Source organism: Saccharopolyspora sp. ASAGF58, from assembly GCF_012277335.1.
GTDB lineage: Bacteria > Actinomycetota > Actinomycetes > Mycobacteriales > Pseudonocardiaceae > Saccharopolyspora > Saccharopolyspora hattusasensis.
Genome location: NZ_CP040605.1, coordinates 7,908,758 through 7,927,972 on the forward strand (window position 1 = coordinate 7,908,758; position 19,215 = coordinate 7,927,972).

The 19,215-nt window shown below is 63.8% G+C and carries 18 protein-coding genes; 6 read left to right on the plus strand and 12 right to left on the minus strand.

Annotation, left to right across the window (positions count from 1 at the left end; all coding sequences use genetic code 11):
- Positions 1 to 412 precede the first annotated feature (412 nt).
- The 6 genes from FDZ84_RS36970 to FDZ84_RS36990 all read right to left on the minus strand — a co-directional run bounded on the left by FDZ84_RS36970 (position 413) and on the right by FDZ84_RS36990 (position 5,251).
- Positions 413 to 604 (minus strand): DUF397 domain-containing protein, encoded by a 192-nt coding sequence (locus FDZ84_RS36970; RefSeq protein ID WP_168589623.1) that lies wholly within the window; start codon positions 602 to 604, stop codon positions 413 to 415.
- Positions 594 to 1,112, minus strand: coding sequence for a DUF5753 domain-containing protein (locus FDZ84_RS41440; protein ID WP_371812743.1), 519 nt, complete (start codon positions 1,110 to 1,112; stop codon positions 594 to 596). Before FDZ84_RS41440 ends, FDZ84_RS36970 begins: the two co-directional genes overlap by 11 nt.
- Positions 1,021 to 1,386 carry a LuxR C-terminal-related transcriptional regulator gene (locus tag FDZ84_RS41445; protein ID WP_371812943.1) on the minus strand — a complete coding sequence of 122 codons (366 nt, stop codon included), beginning with the start codon at positions 1,384 to 1,386 and terminating at the stop codon, positions 1,021 to 1,023. Before FDZ84_RS41445 ends, FDZ84_RS41440 begins: the two co-directional genes overlap by 92 nt.
- 138 nt (positions 1,387 to 1,524) lie before the next feature.
- Complete coding sequence (locus tag FDZ84_RS36980) at positions 1,525 to 2,379, minus strand: MurR/RpiR family transcriptional regulator (protein WP_168589625.1); 855 nt, start codon at positions 2,377 to 2,379, stop codon at positions 1,525 to 1,527.
- Positions 2,376 to 3,278: an alpha/beta fold hydrolase gene (locus FDZ84_RS36985; RefSeq protein WP_168589626.1), complete on the minus strand. Its 903-nt coding sequence runs from the start codon at positions 3,276 to 3,278 to the stop codon at positions 2,376 to 2,378. Before FDZ84_RS36985 ends, FDZ84_RS36980 begins: the two co-directional genes overlap by 4 nt.
- Positions 3,279 to 3,340: 62 nt before the next feature.
- Positions 3,341 to 5,251, minus strand: a complete 1,911-nt coding sequence (locus FDZ84_RS36990) for an NAD(P)/FAD-dependent oxidoreductase (protein ID WP_168589627.1) — start codon at positions 5,249 to 5,251, stop codon at positions 3,341 to 3,343.
- Between the two features lie 200 nt (positions 5,252 to 5,451).
- Here FDZ84_RS36990 and FDZ84_RS36995 point away from each other — a divergent pair, with 200 nt between their 5' ends.
- The 6 genes from FDZ84_RS36995 to FDZ84_RS37020 all read left to right on the plus strand — a co-directional run bounded on the left by FDZ84_RS36995 (position 5,452) and on the right by FDZ84_RS37020 (position 12,654).
- On the plus strand, positions 5,452 to 5,853 hold the full coding sequence (locus tag FDZ84_RS36995) for a nuclear transport factor 2 family protein (RefSeq protein WP_168589628.1): 402 nt from the start codon (positions 5,452 to 5,454) through the stop codon (positions 5,851 to 5,853).
- 35 nt (positions 5,854 to 5,888) lie between these two features.
- On the plus strand, positions 5,889 to 7,193 hold the full coding sequence (locus FDZ84_RS37000) for an FAD-binding oxidoreductase (RefSeq protein WP_168589629.1): 1,305 nt from the start codon (positions 5,889 to 5,891) through the stop codon (positions 7,191 to 7,193).
- Between the two features lie 38 nt (positions 7,194 to 7,231).
- A complete protein-coding gene (gene hutI, locus FDZ84_RS37005; protein ID WP_168589630.1) occupies positions 7,232 to 8,452 on the plus strand; it encodes an imidazolonepropionase in 1,221 nt (406 codons plus the stop codon).
- A gap of 108 nt (positions 8,453 to 8,560) precedes the next feature.
- The gene (locus tag FDZ84_RS37010) at positions 8,561 to 9,337 is read left to right on the plus strand and encodes an SDR family NAD(P)-dependent oxidoreductase (RefSeq protein WP_168589631.1); all 777 of its coding nucleotides are present in this window, start codon (positions 8,561 to 8,563) and stop codon (positions 9,335 to 9,337) included.
- 441 nt (positions 9,338 to 9,778) lie between these two features.
- Positions 9,779 to 9,946, plus strand: coding sequence for an amino acid ABC transporter ATP-binding protein (locus FDZ84_RS37015; protein WP_210435360.1), 168 nt, complete (start codon positions 9,779 to 9,781; stop codon positions 9,944 to 9,946).
- A 1,304-nt stretch (positions 9,947 to 11,250) separates the two neighbouring features.
- Positions 11,251 to 12,654, plus strand: coding sequence for a LuxR C-terminal-related transcriptional regulator (locus FDZ84_RS37020; RefSeq protein ID WP_168589632.1), 1,404 nt, complete (start codon positions 11,251 to 11,253; stop codon positions 12,652 to 12,654).
- Positions 12,655 to 12,867: 213 nt separating this feature from the next.
- Here FDZ84_RS37020 and FDZ84_RS37025 read toward each other — a convergent pair whose 3' ends face one another.
- The 6 genes from FDZ84_RS37025 to FDZ84_RS37045 form a co-directional block, all read right to left on the minus strand.
- A complete protein-coding gene (locus FDZ84_RS37025; protein WP_168589633.1) occupies positions 12,868 to 13,932 on the minus strand; it encodes an alcohol dehydrogenase catalytic domain-containing protein in 1,065 nt (354 codons plus the stop codon).
- A 182-nt stretch (positions 13,933 to 14,114) separates the two neighbouring features.
- Entirely contained in the window at positions 14,115 to 14,243 is a 129-nt protein-coding gene (locus tag FDZ84_RS40315) for a hypothetical protein (RefSeq protein WP_256413630.1), read from the minus strand.
- Between the two features lie 416 nt (positions 14,244 to 14,659).
- The gene (groL, locus tag FDZ84_RS37030) at positions 14,660 to 16,309 is read right to left on the minus strand and encodes a chaperonin GroEL (protein WP_168589634.1); all 1,650 of its coding nucleotides are present in this window, start codon (positions 16,307 to 16,309) and stop codon (positions 14,660 to 14,662) included.
- A 45-nt stretch (positions 16,310 to 16,354) separates the two neighbouring features.
- Complete coding sequence (locus FDZ84_RS37035; protein WP_168589635.1) at positions 16,355 to 17,380, minus strand: NAD(P)-dependent alcohol dehydrogenase; 1,026 nt, start codon at positions 17,378 to 17,380, stop codon at positions 16,355 to 16,357.
- A complete protein-coding gene (locus tag FDZ84_RS37040; RefSeq protein ID WP_168589636.1) occupies positions 17,377 to 18,123 on the minus strand; it encodes a metal-sulfur cluster assembly factor in 747 nt (248 codons plus the stop codon). The genes FDZ84_RS37035 and FDZ84_RS37040 overlap by 4 nt, the downstream gene beginning before the upstream one ends.
- Positions 18,120 to 19,166 carry an amidohydrolase family protein gene (locus FDZ84_RS37045; RefSeq protein ID WP_168589637.1) on the minus strand — a complete coding sequence of 349 codons (1,047 nt, stop codon included), beginning with the start codon at positions 19,164 to 19,166 and terminating at the stop codon, positions 18,120 to 18,122. Before FDZ84_RS37045 ends, FDZ84_RS37040 begins: the two co-directional genes overlap by 4 nt.
- Between the last annotated feature and the right edge of the window lie 49 nt (positions 19,167 to 19,215).

The window sequence follows — 19,215 nt, forward strand, 5'->3', positions numbered from 1 at the left end:
TCACGACTAAGATCGACTTCTCTTTTGTTCCCATTGTCGGCTCATGGCCTCAGTGAGGAGATACTTTTTCATGTGTCTGGCAAGAAGATTCGCCAAAGCTTCCATTTCTTTCACGTCTTGCTGGCGGAAAGGCAGACATGTGCGGGATGTATGGTCAATCGGCGAATCTTCGGCATTTCTGAATTGCTCGGAATGTGACGGCTTGAGGATTCCGAGCTCGTACCCCAGAATAACGGTGTACCGCGAACACGGACAGTGGACGTGTCGGCAATGTGAGTTCCACGTTCCCGAACAGCGATACATGACGTGGCGAGCCATCATCGAGGATCCCCGCAGACACAACGGCAGAACCTGATCCACAGATACAGCGGTGCCCCCGGTACGACGTACCGGGGGCACCGCTGTATCTCGCTCAGTGGTCGAATCGACCAGCCTTCACAGAACCGACGAACGCTGTGAACTTGTCAGGATCGAAGATCAGCGGCGTTCCGCTTGGGTTCTTGCTGTCGCGAACCGCCCGAACTCCCGGAACGTTGGAAGCGACTTCTACGCAAGTTCCACTTGCGCCGCCGCTGTAGCTACTCTTGCGGAACTCAAACTTCATTTTCGTACTGCTCCAAGTAGGTCGATATCAATCGTCGCGACTCGGACGAGTCCAATGCGACATTGTCCAAATTCTTAAGAACGTCTTGGTAGACTGCGGCCGACTGATCATCGATGAACACCCCGGTTCCCTGGTTTTCTTGGAAGGCCACAGTGTTACTTTCTCCGAGTTCATAGAGTATGAATGCACCTTCGCAGCCCCAATAAGCGCCTACGGAGAACGGTACTATTCGAACGGACTTGCCGGGTTCTTCTCCAATCCTGATCAAGTGGTTTAGTTGACCAACCGTCGTTTTAGGATCGCTGCTAACCTTGCGCTGTAGGGCAGCTTCATCGATGAAAGCTCGATACCGGCGCAAGCCAGGACGAGTCAACACTGACTGTCGTCCAACTCGTGTAAACACCGCTCGCTCACGTTCAGCCGAGCCAAGCGGCGAAGTACTGATTAGAGCACGTGAGTACTCGGGGGTCTGAGCGTGAGATGTCTGTGGCTTCTGCCAGCTTCTCAAGCGTCCAACCGAGTGAATCTCGGTGCTTCCTTATCTCAGCTCCGATTGGACTGCCGGCGGCGAAAACGGCCAACAGCCACATGGTCGTGATCAAAACAAACGCCCCAATCTGCCTGTACGCACAGTCAGCACCGACACGGTTGCGTAGATTAAACTTGCGGTAGATATTACACAATCGAGACTTTACGGTATCTTTCGAGATGTACAACCGCATTGCAATTTCATTGTCGGTGAGTTCGCAGGCGAATCGAGCGCAGAACCCCGTGAAGTCGATCTGTGGAAGGACCTACTTCATCCCGGGGTTCTGCGCGTTTTCCTTGCACCGCAGCACCTTCGCGCGCCACAAGACGTCGTTACTGAACGTCATTACACGGAGCGCCTCGGTGAGCCGATCCGTCGACGATTGAGCGGTTCAGTCCTCGAACACCTCCAGATCGGACGCGTGGCGCTCGAAGCGCTCGAGTCCCTCCTGTGAACTACCGGGACTGGAATCGGCCATCGCATGAAGCAGTGCGCTCGACATGATGTTGATCGCAGCCGACGTGTCGAACAGCAAACCGCTGCCGAGCCTGACCGTGATGAGCTCGTCAGCCTCATGTCCTACCGTCGCGAACGACTCATCGCTGAGAACCGCGACCTTCAACCCCATCTGCCGTGCATAGCGCACGAGCTCGCACGCCTCGCGGGGGTAGCGGGGAAGAATGAAGAACAGACACCAGGTCGCGCCCTGGCTGTATGCTCGGGCGATACTCTCTTTCGCCTGGGTATCGCCCCGGTCGATCACGGAGATTCCGGAATGGACCTTGGCACCGAGGTAGGCAAAGTGCTCCGCGAACGAGCGGGAGAATCGAAGGCCGACGACCGGAAGCGGTTTCGACGACATGATGGCAGCGCCGACGCGGGAGATCTGCTCCCCGAGGCCGGCCGAATTGCCTAGCCACTGTAGGTTTGCGATCTCGGCGCTGATCGCCTCGTAGAGGGGGCTTGCGTCCACGGACTGTGGCGCGAGCGTGGACATCTCCGAACGCGCCCACTTCTGCAGGGCGCGTTTGAAGTCGGAGAATCTTGCGTAGCCCAGCGCTGCGGCGAATCTGGATACCGACGGCTGACTGACCCCAACCTGTTGCGCGATGCTCTCGCTCGTCAGGAACGCCGCCGCGTCGCGATGGTCAACGATATAGCGTGCGATCCGCCGCTGCGCTGGAGAGAGCCGGGCGCTCCTAAATCGGTCATAGATGTCGTCTGAGGAGGTCGCGCTCCTCGTCATCTCGGCCCTCCGATACAGCTTTCCTCGAGGCCCAGCGCTTCACCGCGCGCAGGAGCCAGATCATCAAACGACTCCAGTATCTCCAAGAGCAACATCGCGGTGGTCTCGGGGTCGCTGATGTTCGGAGAGTGTCGCGCCTCGATGTCGTATACGGAACAGGACGGCGCATGCTGGGCGATCCTCCGCGCCCAGTCCCGTTCGACGAGGTCATCCTTCACGCCGCTCACAAGCGCGAGAGGCACCTTCACGTCCCGGAGATTCTCCGGATACCTGTCCGCTAGCTTCGCAGCCACACCGAATGGTGTGGCGAGTCCGGCCGCGGCGACCGCTCGATAATGACCGGAGTTGCTCGCATCTCGCATCCGGAGATCGACGTGGCTGTCGATGCCGTCGAAATCACCGGTAAGAAGGCGGACGATACGCAGCATGTCCGCCCGTGAGCCGTCGAAATGCGACAGTGACGCCAACGATTCCTTCGTACGATAGGGTCCTCCGGTTCCTGCGATCGACACGGCCGACCTTACGCGCCACGCACACCACGGTAGCGTCGATGCACGCAGGGCCATGGCTCCGCCGAAGGAGTTCCCGACGAAGTGCGCGGATGTGGCGCCCAGCCCCACTACGTCGAGCAGACCGGCGACCTGTCGAAGCCTGAACTCGTAGGGAGCAACGTCGAGCTGTACCAGCTTGCTGGAACGTCCGTAACCGTACAAGTCCGGTGCGATCACTCGGTAACGTGTGGCCAAGATCGGGATCACGTCACGCCAGCTGGCTTCCGCCGATCCGCCCCACGCCCCGTCGTGCAGGAGCACGACCGGTTGAGTGCAGCGGTCTCCTGCAGCCAGGTAGCTCGTCTCCAGCCCGCCGATCGTTATCCGGTCCCGCTCGATTGTTACCATCCTATTATCCCGTCTGAAAGAACGTGAGCACGCGTGCGACGCGCCCGGCCGGTTGCACACGCCTACTCAAGGAAATCGTAATCGTCTTCGTTCACTGACTCGGTGATGTCCCAGTACTCAACGTTCGTGTACGGCCAGATCTGAGATACTCGACCGTGTTTGTTTTGATACCACGTACGCACGTAGGGCTGACCCCACGCCATTTTACGATTGCCCTCGTCCACCCACGCAACGAAGCGGTCAAGCGCCTCGGGGCGCACATCGATCGCGGCGACCCCCCTGCTCAGGATCTCGTAAACCGCCGACAATGAATACTCCGCAGCGCGTTCGAGCATGAAGTGCAGGCTTCCCGCGACGACGCCACCGACATTTGGTCCATAGACGAGGAAGAAGTTGGGGAACCCCGGGACAGTGATCCCGTTGTAAGCGCGTGCGTCGCCATCCCAGAACTCGTGGATCTCGCGACCATCGCGACCGATGACCTCGACGTCGTCCAGGTAGTCGGAGGGCTTGAAACCCGTCGCATACACCACGACATCGACCTCGTGTTCCTGACCAGCCCCATCGACGAGACCGTTCTCGGTGAATCGTTCGATTCCCGCGTTCACGAGCGTCGTCTTCTCCGACCGCAACGCGGCCGCCCACACCTTATTGTCACGAAGCATCCGTTTCGCCCCTGGCGGATAGCTAGGAATCGCGTGCTCGAGAAGTTCTGGGTTGCCTTCCAGCTGCTCCTCGACACGGGCGATGAGGTAGTCTCTCAGCTCCTGGTTCTTCGGGGAGATGCTCAACGGGGCGCCCAGCCAGTTTTCTTGTGCCGTCACCGTGTGCGCTCTGCCGGGGATCCCGGTGAGGATGACCCAGAGCCGATACCACTGTGCGTAATGGGGCACCTTACGCCGGAGCCAGGTGAATGCATCCGTGACGGGGTGGTGGTAGTTGGGTGCCGGTAGCATCCAAGGTGCGCTGCGCTGGAAGATGACGAGCGAGTCCACCTCGTTGACAATCGCCGGCACAACCTGATAGGCGCTCGCCCCGGTACCGATGACGGCCACTCGCTTGCCCGTGAGGTCGACGTCGTGGTCCCACTCCTGAGTGTGCATGGCCGCGCCGCGATACAGCTCCGCGCTGGCGATCTCCGGGATGTTCGGGCGATCGAGCTGCCCTACCGCACTGACGATGGCGGAGAACCGCCGCACCTGCTCAGCCCCATCGGCGCCGCGCGTCGTGGCCTCCCACAGCCGTGCTTCCTCGTCCCATCGCAGACGCACGAGTCGGGTTGAGAACTCGATCTCGTTCGTGATCCCGGCCCGGTCGGCGACATCGCGAAGGTAGTCGAGGATCTCGCCGCCCCGAGCGAACTGATTGGGCCAGTCGCCCCGCTGGGCGAAGGAGTACGAGTAGCCGAAGGTCGGCGTGTCGAGGCGGACGCCGGGATAGGTGTTCTTCGCCCATGTCCCACCTACGGTCGCGCCGGCCTCGATGAGGACAAATGGGACACCGGCCTGCCCGTACCGATAAGCGGCCGCGATGCCGCCGACGCCCGCGCCGACGATGAGCGTCGAGAACTCGCGCCCCTTCGCTACCTCGTTGAAGTCCCAGGTAGGTCTTCCTCCTTTGCCTTCCGCGATGTCGAGCTCGTGCGTGAGCATGTTGGCCCACTCGTCGCGACCACCCGTGAGATAGTTGAGGATCTCGCGCGCGGTCGCGTCCGGCAGCATATCGACGGAATCGATCTTCTTGTCGCGCATCTCCTTCAGTCCCAGCAGCGCGAGCGCAGACGCCTTCTTCCGCTGATCTGCGGTCATGCCACAGTGTGGATGCGGCTCTGTGTCCATCGGAGTCAGTGGGGGCGCCAGCTCCGCCCGAAGGAACGTGGTGTCGCGGAGTACGGCAGCGATGGCGGCCAGCAGGACCGGCAGCTCCGCATTGGTCACGATCTCCTCGAGGAAGGCGTCGTCTTCGACGATCACCTCGGATCGAGACTCCCAGTACAAGTCATCGAACTGATCAGTCTCCTCACGCTGGCGAGTGCGTGCCATGTCGAGTTACGTCCTCTCCGTCGGCCGACACCGTCTGTATAATACTATGCGAATCTAGCGCGCGTGCATAGACTGGCGTCATCTACGAGTCCCATCGCGGTTGCGCCAACAACAACAGTGAGGAAGATCCGATGACCGTGTCAGCTGACGTCGTGAAGGAATGGTTGGAGAGCTTCGGGCGGGTCTGGCGCGAACGCGACGCCAAGGGTGCTGCCGCGATCTTCACCGAAGACGCCTGCTATCGAAACACCCCCTTCCTCGAAGAACCCTTCGTCGGCCATGAGGCCATCGAGGGGTTCTGGGAGGTCGCGGTCGCCGATGTCGCCGACGTGGACTTCCGCTACGGAGTCCCGGTGATCGAAGGCGATCGCGTGGGCGTTGAGTGGTGGACGATCCTGCAATCCGGCGGGGAAGAGTACACACTGGCCGGCAACTTCCTCCTCACCTTCGAAGGCGACCGGGTATCCGATCTCCGCGAGTCTTTCGTGAAGCAAAAGGGCGCACGTCGGCCCCACCTCGGCTGGGGGCTGTGATGGGGCGCTTTACCGACTAGCTACGCGAGGAAACCATGGACGTCGGGTTAGAGAACCGCACTGAAGTACTGATCGTCGGCGCAGGCGTGATCGGCGCCAGTGCCGCACTGGCGCTGGCGAAGTCGGGTCACGACGTGCTCGTGCTCGATCGCAACAGCGGAATCGGAGACGGATCGACGGGGGCGTCGGCCGGGGTCATCCGCGTGCACGCGAGCGACGCACAGAGTTCGGCGCTTGCCGACGACGCGCTGTCGGTGTGGAACAACTGGCGGGAGTTCCTCGGAGCGGACGAGTCCGAGGACCTCGCTCGATTCGTGCGGTGCGGCTCGCTCATTCTAGACACCGGCAACGGGTTCGCCGACCAGGCAGCCGCGGCGATGAGCGGTGCAGGCGTCGCCTTCGACAAGTGGACCTTGGCAGACATGAGTGGCCACTTTCCATACTTCGACTTCCATCGGTTCGGTCCGCCCCGGTCGGTCGACGACGAGGCGTTCTGGGCCGAGCCCACCGAGTTCCTCCGCGGCGGTCTTTACACGTCGCAGTCGGGCTACGTGGGCGATCCGACACTCGCCGCCGTCAACCTGATGCGGGCCGCGCAACGGGCTGGCGCGCGTTTACGGCTTTCGGCCACCGTAGTCAGCTTCGACTTCGAAGGTGACCGTGTTGTGGGTGTGACGCTCGGGGATGGCATCACATTGCGCGCCGAGGCCGTGCTCGTCGCCGCCGGGCCACATACCGACCGGCTGATCCGAGGCATCGGCGCGACCGCCGACTTCCGCATCCGCACTCGGCGCATCCGCGAAGAACTCATCCACGTCCCGGCACCCTCTGGTTTGGACCTTGCTCTTCAGGGTGTGCACCTCGTGGATGGCGACCTCAACATCAACTTCCGCCCGGAACGCGGCGACGCATTCCTCGTGGGTAGCAACGGCGATCGCGCCGACGAGCAGACATTCATACAAGATCCCGACGTGTTCAACCAGCTCGTGTCGGCGGACGCCTGGGAACGGATGACCTTGAGGCTTGCCCGGCGCATCCCGGATCTGGGCATTCCGCGCGTGCGTATGGGTGTCGTCGGGCTCTACGACGCCGCCGAGGACTGGCTTCCGATCTATGACCGCACATGCTACGACGGTCTCTTCGTGGCAATGGCGACATCCGGCACGCAGTTCAAAACCGCACCGATCGTCGGGGAGCTGCTTCGGTACGTCATCGAGACCGAGTTGAACGGACGTGATCACACCACCGAACCCTTCCGCAGTCCGGTCAGCGACCGCGCGTACTCGACGGCACAGTTCTCACGGCTACGAGCTCCGCGCGAAGACCAGTCACGAGGGTGACCAGGGGTTGAGCACGAAGGACAAGGACACGTGAAGGCATGACAGGGGCGCAGGAGTCCGTCCTTCTCGACGGCATTTCAGAGCTGACGACGAACGACGAAACGAACGGAGGCAGGGTCGCCGACGCCGCGCTGGTGATCGAGGGCGACCGAATCGCCTGGGTCGGCGCGGCCGGCAGCGCGCCGGCTGCGGACCGAAAGATCGCCGTCGGCGGTCGCGCGGTACTTCCTGGTTGGGTCGATTCCCACACTCACATGGTGTTCGCGGGAGACCGCACCGCCGAGTTCGAGGCACGCATGGCCGGTCAGCCGTACTCAGCCGGGGGCATCAATGTCACGGTTAAGGACACACGCTCTGCGAGCGACGAGGATCTCGAAGCGAACATCACGCGGCTCGTCGCCGAAGCACGCCGCAGTGGGACGACGACGATCGAGACCAAGACCGGCTACGGACTCACCGTGGCCGATGAGGTGCGGGCGGCACACGTGGCGTGCCGACACGCCGATGCCGTGACCTTCCTCGGCGCCCACGTCGTACCCGAGGACCAAGACCCGGCCGGCTATCTCGAGCTCGTCACCGGCCCGATGCTTGACGCCGTGGCACCTCTCGTTTCAGCGGTGGACGCGTTCTGCGAGACCGGCGCCTTTGACGAAGCGGCGACGCGGCGGATTCTCGAAACCGCAAGAGAGCGCGGCCTTGCGCGCCGACTCCACGGCAATCAGCTCGGGCACGGGCCGGGAGTGCGGCTCGCGGTGGAGTATGAAGCGCTCAGCGTGGACCATCTCGGTTTCCTCACCGACGACGACATCGACGCGCTCGCGTCCTCCTGGGCAAGTGAAACACGCGGCACTGTCGCCACGGTGCTCCCTGCCTGCGACCTGTCGACCAAGATGCCGCTCGCACCCGCCCGCCGGCTACTCGATGCCGGCGCCGTCGTCGCGATAGCGTCGAACTGCAATCCGGGCACCTCATTTACCACCTCGATGGCGTTCTGCGTGGCAACTGCGGTCCTCCAGATGGGGATGTCCGTCCGGGAGGCGATCCGCGCGGCGACGCTGGGCGGTGCTATCGCACTCGGAATGCACACGGACGGATGGCGCGATCCGCGTGGCGTACCGCAGCCGGCCGTCGGCATCGTCCGCGCAGGCGCTCGAGCGGACCTCCAGGTACTGGATGCCCCTTCGGTCACCCACCTCGCATACCGCCCGGCGGTGCCGCTCACACGCGCCGTATGGAAAGCCGGAGTCCGGGAGATCTGAACCCGGAGCATACGACCGCCCTGTCCACGTGCGCTGCGCTCCCGCTCCTCCGCGGCCCGAGAATTCGTCACCGAACCACACCACCCAAGTTCCGAGAAGGGAAACTTCATGAATCCAAGACTCGACGGCAAGACGGTCCTCATCACCGGCGCTGCCGAGCGTGCAGGCCGCGAGTTCGCGCGTAGGTTCGCGGCAGCCGGGGCAGCGGTTGTCGTGAACCACTGGAAGCAGTCAGAGCTCGCGGAAGAGACTGTCGAGCTCATCCGCTCCGAAGGCGGCGAGGCGACCGCGATCGAAGCGGACGTATCGAACACGTCCCAGGCTCGGTCGCTGGTGGACCGGACACTCGCCTGGCGGGGCGACCTCACCGTCCTGATCCACAACGCAAGCTCACTTAGGGCGAAAGAGTTTGAGGATGTCACCGAGGACGACTTCGACGCCGCATTCGGCATCAACATCCGGGGTCCCTTCTTCCTCAGCCAGGAGGCTGCGAAGGTCATGCAGAAGCAAGGCCACGGCCGAATCATCGCGCTGGTGGGCAACTCGACCAACGAGGCATGGCCCAACCTCATCCCGCACAGCCTGTCCAAGACGGCGCTGATCCGGCTGATGGAGCAGCTCGCCGTTGCGCTCTCGCCCACCGTCCAGTGCAACGCCGTCGCACCGACACAGTTCTTCCGCTCTGACGACGGAACGAATGACGCTTTGCGGCGCTACCGCGGCGAGCCGCTGGTGGAAGGCGACACCTACCGTGTCGGCACACGCTATGAATTCCGCAACGGCGACGCCGACGATGTCGCGGAGACCCTGCTGTTCTTGTCGACATGCTCGCCCTACCTGACCGGTACTGTAATCCGCCTCGACGGAGGCAAAGCGCTCTACTAGTCTTCAAGCCACTTACACGAGTGCCTGATGGTCAGAAATTCGCGGGCGCCAGATGCTGATTGCTGGCTACCGCGCGGGGACAAGAAGCCGCAGCGGCGGCGCCAGCAGCTCAGCTTCCGAAGTGCCCGGAGCCGACAAGAGGTACTCGGCGGCGAGGGAAGGCGCCGCCGCCGCAAGGTCTTCCACACTGATTGCGATGCCAAACGGACCGCTGCATCGGCGGCGCATTCCTTGACTCGGGCTGAGCCGGCTCTCGAACGCAACCGTGCCGCGGTCCTGGCTTGGTGTGCATGTCCTCCGGCACACCCGCCGACGTGTCTGTGAAGGTGATCAGACCGACGCTGCGGGCGAATTCCTGTGAGACGAGCCCGGTGCCCGCGCCGTACTCGAGGGTACTCGAGGAGGCGTGTCATTCCGTCAGGAACACTGTCCGACGACGGCATGACCATGGTCGTCGTCACCCACGAGATGGGCTTCGCCCGCAAGGTCGCCGACCGCGTCGTCTTCGTCGACGGCGGGAAGATCGCCGCCGACCTCCCACCGGCGGAATTCTTCTCCGACAGCAACACCAATCCCCGCATCCGCGCCTTCCTGGACAAGGTCCTCTGAATGTGATGAACGGGGGGCCTCGCTCCTGGTGGGTTTCCCCCGGCGGATGCCGGGGGCTTCTCACGTCCACCACGTTGAAGGAGACCCCTGTGAGCGAGTATGAGGTGCGGCGACTGGTCGCCGAGCACCGGTGGGATGGTCGCCGAGCGCGCGGTGAACGTGACGGAGCTTAACGCCGCCGTCCACCAGGCCCGCTGACCCGGTGGGGTGCAATTTCGCGAGAAATTGACGTTCACCCGGGTGAACGTCAATTTCTCGCGAAATTGCACTCCCACTGCCGCCCACTCTGCACTCAATGGCGTACTACGAGCTCTTCGCCGGGGCCGCCGGGCCACCGATCCCACATCGCGGCGTTAGCACTCGGTTCCGCCTCGCAATGACGTGCGTCGCAAAGTGCGACAGTGACGTGGCTGATATCGGCCTAGCTTCATATGCGTCGGCCCCGACAAAGCCGAGACGAGTCGACGGCGGTCAACCCGAACTGTGTTCGAGGTGGTCGGCCCGAACAGTGTTCGAGGTGATCAAATCTGATCACGATGCCCCGAGGAGGGACAGGAGGCGATACCCGTGCTTCTCTCCACCCAGCGCGAACGGGCCGAGCGCCCGCACGACCGACTTTCCTCGTGCCCTTCCCAGCCCGGGGAGGCGGAGGTCCTGCGGTTCGGTCACCGTTATGCGGACCTCCGCGATCGTCGCCTAACGGACAGGCTGATCCTTGAGGACGCCGCGGAGGAGCGCGAGGATCTCGCGGCCCTCGAACGCATCACTTGCCACTTCCACCGACGATGGGTTCACGAGTGCATCGGTTCGCCTGTGCACGTGATCATCGTGACCGGGCATCGATGGTGTCGTCGCTGCGAGGCCGAGGCGTTGGTCGCGGTAGACGAACTGACGGGTTCGGTCGCAGTGACCTGCACGCGTTGCCATAGGTGCCCTGACACCGAGGCGACACGGCAAATACTCCGCACCTGCCGGGCCAGCCTGGCCGCCACCCGGGAGAGCCACCGTGTTAACGCGCACCACCACGAGCCCGCGAAGGCGGCGTGATGAATTCCCGGTTGGCGAGCAAGGGAAGTCCAAGATTGTCTCGGTGGTCAGGACCGGCACACCATCCTGAGCACTGCCAATTCCGTCCGGTCGGCCGGCGCGCCAGTGCTGTAGTTGTCGACGCGACACCGTGCGGACCCGGGAGCGATGCGCGTCACGCACGCAACCGAAACTTGAGCGGGCCAGCCTCGAAGTAACGGCCGCCAGTGGGCATCGGCCATCCACAACCGATCCGATCAGCGAAGACCGTGATCATTATGTCCGTTTTTTCAGCTTTGGAGTCTCCGTCCGAGACCACCAGCTACGTAGGACGCCAACACGAGCTCGCGCAGGTCCGAAGCTTCCTGTCCCGGTCGCGGCTGCTCACGTTGACCGGAGTCGGCGGCGTGGGCAAGTCCCGGTTGGCGCGGCGGTTCGCCACAGAGGTGCGCCGAGCATTCCCGGATGGTGTGCGGCTTGTCGACTTCACCTCAATCTGTGACGGTAGGTCGGTCGTGCCGACGGTGGTCGAGGCATTCGGGCTCCCTGAGTGCATCGGCGATACCGGAATCGATGCGGTCGCGAAGGAGCTGGCTAACAAGCAGTCACTGCTTGTGCTCGACAACTGTGAGCACCTGGTGGAGGCGTGCGCCAAGTTCGCTGACGCGGCACTGCGCGCTGCGCCAGGGTTGCGGATCCTGGCGACGAGCCGGGAAACTCTGTCGATCCTCGGCGAGTGCGTCCTGCCGGTGCCGAGCCTGTCGGTGCCGCCCGCTGGTGTGACGCTGTCGCCAGCGGCGCTGGACGAGTACGACGCGGTGCGCTTGTTCGTGGATCGCGCCGATGCGATGGTCTCCGGGTTCGTACTCGACGACCGCAACGCCGCGGCTGTGGCGACGCTCTGCCGGCGATTGGACGGAATTCCGCTGGAGATCGAAATAGCCGCGCTTCGGCTGCGGGCGCTGTCGGTGCACCAGATCGTAGAACGATTACCGAACAGGTTCCAGCTGTTGACGACCTCTTCCAGCGTTGCTCGATCACCGCTGCATCGCGATGCGCGTGCCTCGGCGCAGTGGAGTTCCGAACTCTGCTCGAAGCATGAGCGCGCGCTGTGGGCCCGCCTGTCGGTGTTCCCTGGCGAGTTCGATCTAGAGGCGGGCGAGAAGGTCGGCGCCGGCAGCGGGATGCGGGCTGACGACGTGGTCTATTACCTGACCCACCTGGTCAAGAAGTCGATCTTGGTCCGGATCGATCAGGACTCGCGCGCACGGTACTGGCTACCGGAGACGTTCCGGTGTTATGGCCGCGAATTGCTGAGCGAGTCAGGGGACGAAGCCTCGGTCATGCTGCGGTATCGCGACTGGTGCAAGTCCTCGGTGCCGCCGGCGACCAGCGGGGGGCCTAAACCCATAAGAACCGCAGTGAAAGAGCCAGTCGCGGCACCCACACTCATGGCTCGCCCCGCGGCCGGAACCGAGGCTCGATTCGTGTTGACTCGCCGGGAATTGCAAATCGCCGAGTTGGTCTCGCAGGGTTTGCGCGACAAAGAGATCGGAGCGATATTGATGATCGCCCCCCGAACCGTCGAATCACACGTCGAGCACATCCGGGTCAAGCTCGGTTTCCGCTCCCGCACACAGATCGCCGCGTGGGTGTCACGGCCGATCAAGAGTCCATTGTAGACTATTTCTATCCGCCGGTGTGCCTCGAGATCCGGGGCGCGGTCCCGGCCGTGGCGGCCGTGCGGCGGCGATACGGCTCAGCGGGTCTGCGGCCCGGTTTCCTCGACGGCTCAAGTCACTCGATGTGGCAAGGCGGACCCGTGGAACGCCTCCGCCGCTCGGTCGTGGTTGATCCACTACCGAACGGCGGAGGCTGGTTGGCAAGCGTCAGGCTCACGGAGTGTTCGAGTGCCGGCCGGGTGTGATCACGACCTTGAGCGCCTGGTTGGCCGCGGAGTTCTTGAACACGTCGTAGGCCTCGTCGATCTGGTCGAAAGTGAACGAGTGGGTGCCCATCTTCTCCGACGGGATGCGCCCGCTTGCGACCATCTTGAGCAGGGTCGGGATCGAGACGGTGTCGACCAGGCCCATCGTCATGGTCACGTTGCTGATCCACATGTCCTGCATCGGGATCTCGACCGGTGTCCCGTGCACGCCGACGTTGGCGATCGTGCCGCCGGGCCGCACAATCGATGCGGCGGTGAGCAGGGTCTCCGGATAGCCGACGGCTTCGATCGCGACGTCGACGCCGAGCCCGTCGGTGAGCGCGATGACGTCACTGACGGTGCCGGGTCCGACTTCGACTGCGTCGGTGGCCCCGAACTCCAGCGCCTTCTCCAGGCGGAACTTGTTGGAGTCGATCGCGATCACCTTGGACGCGCCCCACAGACCGGTGGTGAGCACTGCGGACAGTCCGACCGCACCAGCGCCGACGACCGCGACCGTGTGGCCGGGTCGGACGTTGCCCGCGAGGACGCCGACCTCGTAGCCGGTCGGCAGGGAATCGGCGAGGAAGATCGCTTGCTCGTCGCTGACGGCCTCCGGAACGGCGTAGAGCGACGTGTCCGCGTACGGGACGCGAACGTACTCGGCCTGAGTACCGTCGATCAGGTGGCCCAAGATCCAGCCGATCCCGCCCACGGTCTGGCAGTGCGACGGCATGCCCCGCTGGCAGTACTCACAGCGACCGCACTTGGTGATTGCCGGGACCAGCACCCGGTCTCCCACGGAGAACCCGCGAACCGCGGCCCCGACCTCGGTGATCGTGCCGACCGCCTCGTGACCGAGGATCCGGCCGTCGGTCACCGCTGGAACATCGCCCTGCAGGATGTGCAGGTCCGTACCGCAGATCGTGGTCGTATCGACCTTGACCACGACGTCGGTGGGTTCCTGCACGGCCGCGTCCGGTACGTCCTCCCAGGCCTTGTTGTCCGGACCGTGGTAAACAAGTGCCTTCATCTGCTACCTCCGTTGGTCGCACGTCGCACGCCCGGCTCGTTGCTGGTTGGCCGGCACGTCGGCTTGACCGACGCTAGTGACGCCGTTGACACATGGCTGTCTCGTTATGGGACTGCTTCGACCCGGGCCGGACCGCAGAAGTGGATCACCGACCCGTTGGCGGGACACTCGATTTAGCCGATTCAGCCGATGTAGCTGATGTAGCTGATGTAGCTGATGCCGAAGGCGTCGATCTTGCACGTCGCCGCAAGGCCCAGCGGCAGGTCCGGTCGGGCGTCCAGCGGACCTTGCCCAGGAGGTCCGATTTCCATTGAAATTGCGGAAGTTATCCACAGCCACCGGTGTGTCGTTACCCGACACGCCGCCACCCCGCAAGTTCCATTGAAATTGCGGAAGTTGTCCACAGCCACCGGTGTGTCGTTACCCGACACGCCGCCACCCCGCAAGTTCCATTGAAATTGCGGCTTTTCGCGTTTCTCAAATCTCGCGAGACCGCTTCTGCCGGTGGCACCGGTGGCGCCACAAACTCGAGACGCCCCAGCGCGGCAGAAGTCGCGGCAGAAGTCGCGAGCGGGCGGGGGCCCGTGCAGGTTGCCCGGGCCCCCGCCCCGCGGCGAGCCAATCACGACCACTCGCCCGCCGCGACCGCCCAGTACGGAACATGACGGCGTCATCTCCCGGGGACGAATCAGGGCGAGGTATGGCCGTTGCTCGACAGCGTTGAACCTCAGTAGATGTTGGACGGCCGGACCATGCCTTCGGCGAGATCGCCGAAGCCGGGAGCGACGATCGCGCCGGGGTTGCCGATGATCTCCTCCACGACGGCGGTCTCGGTCGTGATGAGCAGTGCCGCAATCGATGCGGCGCTTTCGAGCGCGGCGCGCGTGACCTTGAACGGGTCGATCACACCGTCGTCGAACATGTCGACATATTCACCGGTGAGGGCGTTGAACCCGTGCCCGAGCGGCAAGCCGGCGACCACCTCGACGACCTCGTCGCCGTCGAAGCCGGCGTTGATCGCGATCCAACGGAGGGGTTCGGCAAGAGCGCGTCGCACGACACCCCACCCGATTGCCTCGTCCTCGGGGAGATCGACATCCTTGAGTGCCCGGTGTGATTGAACCAGTGCGGTTCCACCACCGGACACGATCCCCTCCTCCACCGCAGCGCGGGTGGCGGCCAGAGCGTCCTCGACGCGAAGCATCCGCTCCTTGAGCTCGACGCTGGTGGCGCCGCCCACTCGGATGACGGCGACCCGCCCGGTGAGCCGGGCAATGCGCAGTTCGAGGCTTTCCTGGTCGGCGTCGATCTTGGCACGCTCGCGCTGGGCCTCGAGCTGCGCGAGGCGGGCGTCGAGGAGACGCTGATCCCCGTGACCGCCGACGATTGTCGTCTCGTTCTCGGTTACCGTGATGCGGTCACACGAACCGAGATGGCCGACAGTCACCTCGGACAGCTCGATGCCGGTGTCCTTGGCGATTACATGTCCACCCAGCGCCACCGCGAGGTCTTCCAGTTCGGCGACGCGGCGGTGCCCGAAACCGGGTGCTCGGACGACCACCGACTGCATCGTCTTGTGCATGTTGCCGCCGACGAGGAGTTGCAGAGCCGGTCCGTCGACTTCCTCGGCCAGCACGACCAGCGGCCGGTCTGCGCGCTTGGCCACCTCGATGCTCGGCATGATTTCCTGCACCTGGGTGATCTTCTTGTTTGTCAGCAGAATCAGCGGATTGTTGTGCACCGCTTCCATCCGCTCTGCGTCGGTGACCATGTACCCGGAGGTGTAACCGTGGTCGAACTCGATGCCGTCGACGATGTCGACGGACAATCCGAGAGTGTCGCTCTCCTCGGTGGTGACCACTCCGGACTTGCCGACGTAGTCGACGGCCTGCGCGATGGCATGTCCGATCGTTTCGTCATCACTGGCGGCGAGTGTCGCGATCCGCTGCAGGTCGCTCTGGCCACTAACCTGGGACGACTGATCGCGGAGCGAGTCGACGACCACGGACACGGCTCGCTCGATGCCGCGGCGCACTCGCATGGGGTTGGCGCCGGCATCGACGGCCCGGAGCCCCTCGCGGACCATCGCCTGAGCCAGCACGGTCGCGGTGGTGGTTCCATCGCCGACCACACCATTGGTTTTCATCGCCACTTCCTTGACCAGCTGGGCGCCCATGTTGGCGAAGGGTTCGCGTAGCTGGATCTCGCGGGCGATGGTCACGCCGTCATTGGTGATCGTGGGGGGTCCGGTGAGCTTTTCGAGTACCGCGTTGCGTCCCTTGGGGCCGAGGGTCACCTTGACCGCGTCGGCGAGGGCGTTGACGCCGTGCTCGAGCCGCGACCGTGCTTCCTTGTTGTACCGCAGCTCTTTGGCCATGGCTGATATTCCCTTCGTGCTTTCTCGTACGGAGATTGCGGTGTTCTACGGGATGAGAATCGCCCGGCCGCGCACCCGCCCGCCATCGAGATCGTCAAGTGCCTGCTGGAAGTTCTCGAGGCGGTACTTGGTCGTGTGCAAAGTGACTTTGCCCTGGGCAGCAAGGGTCATGAGCTCCTGCAGGTCGTTGTAGGAGCCGACGAGGTTTCCGATGAAGTTGATTTCCGTGGAGATCACGTCGATCGTCGGGACGTCGATGTTCTCGCCGTATCCGACAACGTAGTAGTTTCCCGCGCGGCGCAGCATCGCGATTCCTTCTCGGGTCGCGCCGCCCTCGCCGACGAAGTCGACGACGGCTTCGGCGCCGTGCCCACCGGTCAGGTTCAGCACCTGCTGGATGTGGGTGCCGTCGGCGACGATGCCGTGATCGGCGCCGATCTGCACCGCGAGCTCGACCGCGGCGGGGTTGCGGTCGAGCACGACCACGGTGACTCCGGAGATCGCCTTGAGGACCTGGATGCCGATGTGGCCGAGCCCGCCGGCACCGATCACCACGCACACGTCCCCGGGCCGGGTCGTCTTCGCCACCTTCGCGACCGCGTGGTACGCCGTCAGGCCCGCGTCGGCAAGCGCAGCCACGTCGGCCGGCTCGAGCGAGTCGTCGATCCGTATCACGCTGCGGGCGGTGGTACGCAGGTATTCCGCGTAGCCGCCGTTGACGTCGATGCCGGGGAACTTGCTGTCCTGGCAGTGGACGTCGTCGCCGGAGCGGCAGGCGCGGCACAGCCCGCACGTGATGAGTGGATGCAGGATCACCTTGTCGCCGACCGCGACGTTCGTGACGGAACCGCCCACGGCGTGGACCCAACCCGCGTTCTCGTGGCCAATCGTGTAGGGCAGATCGACGCCGCTCTTTTCCTCCCACTGCCCTTCGAGGATGTGCAGATCGGTGCGGCAGACGCCGGCACCGCCGATTCGCACGATGACATCGAGCGGGCCCTCGACCGTGGGTTCGGGAATGTCGGTGAGCTGCAGCTTGGTGTGGTATCCCACAACCTGCACGGCCTTCATCGCGGACTCCTGGTTGTTCTGAGGTTGGTGATCCGGGGCGCCGCGCCGACGGACTCGCTGTCGGTGTAGCGCGTGGCGAGCAGGCCACGGCAGAAGTGGGCGTTGCCTTCCATCGAGATACGCACCGACTTGGCGAGTCGCAGGCGCATGGGCACCGACTCGGGAGGTATGCGCTTGCCGTTGTCGTCGACGAACACCCGGCTGGCCGGGCAGTTGCTCAGTCCGATGCCGGCGCGGCGGCGCAGCAGCGCGTCTTTGTTCTCTCCTGGCGCGAGGTCGCCGAGGGTGATTCGGTAGATTTCGTTCGCTTGCAGGTCGGTTCGCTTCAGGTGCGCCTCGACGCACCGTTCCATCGCCGCTGCGTGCGCCTTGGAGAGGAACGTTCTGCGCAGCTCACGTAGGCTCTCCTCCGCCTCGGGGCCGAACGTCCCGACGTAGCCCGCGTCGGCGGCCAGACCTGCGTTGATCTTTTCGCTGTCGTGATGGTCGTCCAGCAGCACCCGTACCTGACCGATGTCCTCGACCAGGCGCAGGGCATCCAGTGTGTCGGAGGCCATGAGGTAGGCGAAATTCGGCGAGCAGAAGGCGGTGGGGAGCCGCAGGTGGACGGTGATTCCGTCGTCGTCGAGGGTAACCGACCGGACGAAGCCCAGATCGATGATCGGCGCGTCCAACTCCGGGTCCATGACCGTCGACAGCGCTTCGATGACGTCCTCTTCCGTGCAGACAGCGGTGGCGGTCATGACGCCACGGTCTCCCGCGCCCCGGCAGCGACCTCGACGCCTTCCTGTCCGGCCGGCTCGGCCAACTGCAGGTTTGCGGGAACGTCGATGCCGTAGAGGGCTGCCGCGTTGAGCCCGAGGATCTTCTTCTTCTGGTCGACGGTGATCTGCCCGTATTCGGTGAGCATGTCCTCGGGGATCTGGAAGTCAACGAAGCGCTCGATGAGCCATCGAGGTGTCCACAGGGCGTAATCGCTGGAGAACTGGATGCGGTTTTCGTCGAGCCAATAGAGCAGCTCGCCGATGATCTGGGCGAAGTACCGTGGTCTGGTGTGGATGAACGGCATTGCGACGGCGAGGCCGGCGTGCACGTTCGGTTCCTGGGTTGCGATCCAGCAGAAGTCTTCCAGCCGAGGGAGACCGCAGTGCTCGACGACGAAGTTCAGTTCCGGGAAGTCCGATGCCGCCTTGTCGACGTCCGCGACGTCGAAGGCGTCGCGGTCCAGCGGCCGGATGGTCGGTCCCTTGTGGATGTGGATGTTGGTGATCCCCAGTTCCTGGCAGGTCTCCAGGTAGCGATAGCTCCAGGGGTCGTCCAATTTGTACCCGCGTGAATCGCCTTGCCACTCGGCCGTGTAGAGCTTCACGCCCTTGAGCTTGAACCGCTCGGCGTCGCGCCGGAGCTGGTCCAGCCCAGCCTGCCCGAATCGGGGATCCCAGCAGTGGTTGTAGGTCAGCTTGTCGGGATACCGCTGGGCGAGCGCGAAAGCTTCCTCGGTCTGCCCGAACCCGTTGCGGTAGAAGGCCCCGAGGCGGGCGGGCTGGAAGATCGCGTGGTCGACGTACCCGTCGGTGAACAGGTCGCGCATCAGGCGCTCGCCGCCGTAGTAGAGGTACTCCTCGTACGACCACAGCTCCGACTCCGGGCTCAGGTTGCGGTGGTAGTCGTAGAAGCAGTCGATGAACTGCTTGCCGTGGACGTTGAGCTGGTTTTCGGGACGAGCATCCCACAGTGCGATGTGCGCATCGACGATGAAGTAATTCTCGCCATCCTTCTGATACATCGAGTCCTCGCTTGGTCCTGGTTCGGATAGATGGTGGGTGGTCCGTCTG

What these genes read in the sequence shown, in the direction of transcription:
- FDZ84_RS37000 (WP_168589629.1), top strand. Translation starts at nt 5,889, where the DNA reads ATGGACGTCGGGTTAGAGAACCGCACTGAAGTACTGATCGTCGGCGCA.
- FDZ84_RS36995 (WP_168589628.1), top strand. Translation starts at nt 5,452, where the DNA reads ATGACCGTGTCAGCTGACGTCGTGAAGGAATGGTTGGAGAGCTTCGGG.
- FDZ84_RS36970 (WP_168589623.1), bottom strand. Translation starts at nt 604, where the DNA reads ATGAAGTTTGAGTTCCGCAAGAGTAGCTACAGCGGCGGCGCAAGTGGA.
- FDZ84_RS37035 (WP_168589635.1), bottom strand. Translation starts at nt 17,380, where the DNA reads ATGAAGGCCGTGCAGGTTGTGGGATACCACACCAAGCTGCAGCTCACC.
- FDZ84_RS36980 (WP_168589625.1), bottom strand. Translation starts at nt 2,379, where the DNA reads ATGACGAGGAGCGCGACCTCCTCAGACGACATCTATGACCGATTTAGG.
- FDZ84_RS36985 (WP_168589626.1), bottom strand. Translation starts at nt 3,278, where the DNA reads ATGGTAACAATCGAGCGGGACCGGATAACGATCGGCGGGCTGGAGACG.
- FDZ84_RS37015 (WP_210435360.1), top strand. Translation starts at nt 9,779, where the DNA reads ATGACCATGGTCGTCGTCACCCACGAGATGGGCTTCGCCCGCAAGGTC.
- FDZ84_RS37045 (WP_168589637.1), bottom strand. Translation starts at nt 19,166, where the DNA reads ATGTATCAGAAGGATGGCGAGAATTACTTCATCGTCGATGCGCACATC.
- hutI (WP_168589630.1), top strand. Translation starts at nt 7,232, where the DNA reads ATGACAGGGGCGCAGGAGTCCGTCCTTCTCGACGGCATTTCAGAGCTG.
- FDZ84_RS37010 (WP_168589631.1), top strand. Translation starts at nt 8,561, where the DNA reads ATGAATCCAAGACTCGACGGCAAGACGGTCCTCATCACCGGCGCTGCC.
- FDZ84_RS37025 (WP_168589633.1), bottom strand. Translation starts at nt 13,932, where the DNA reads ATGAAGGCACTTGTTTACCACGGTCCGGACAACAAGGCCTGGGAGGAC.
- groL (WP_168589634.1), bottom strand. Translation starts at nt 16,309, where the DNA reads ATGGCCAAAGAGCTGCGGTACAACAAGGAAGCACGGTCGCGGCTCGAG.
- FDZ84_RS37020 (WP_168589632.1), top strand. Translation starts at nt 11,251, where the DNA reads ATGTCCGTTTTTTCAGCTTTGGAGTCTCCGTCCGAGACCACCAGCTAC.
- FDZ84_RS37040 (WP_168589636.1), bottom strand. Translation starts at nt 18,123, where the DNA reads ATGACCGCCACCGCTGTCTGCACGGAAGAGGACGTCATCGAAGCGCTG.
- FDZ84_RS40315 (WP_256413630.1), bottom strand. Translation starts at nt 14,243, where the DNA reads ATGGAAATCGGACCTCCTGGGCAAGGTCCGCTGGACGCCCGACCGGAC.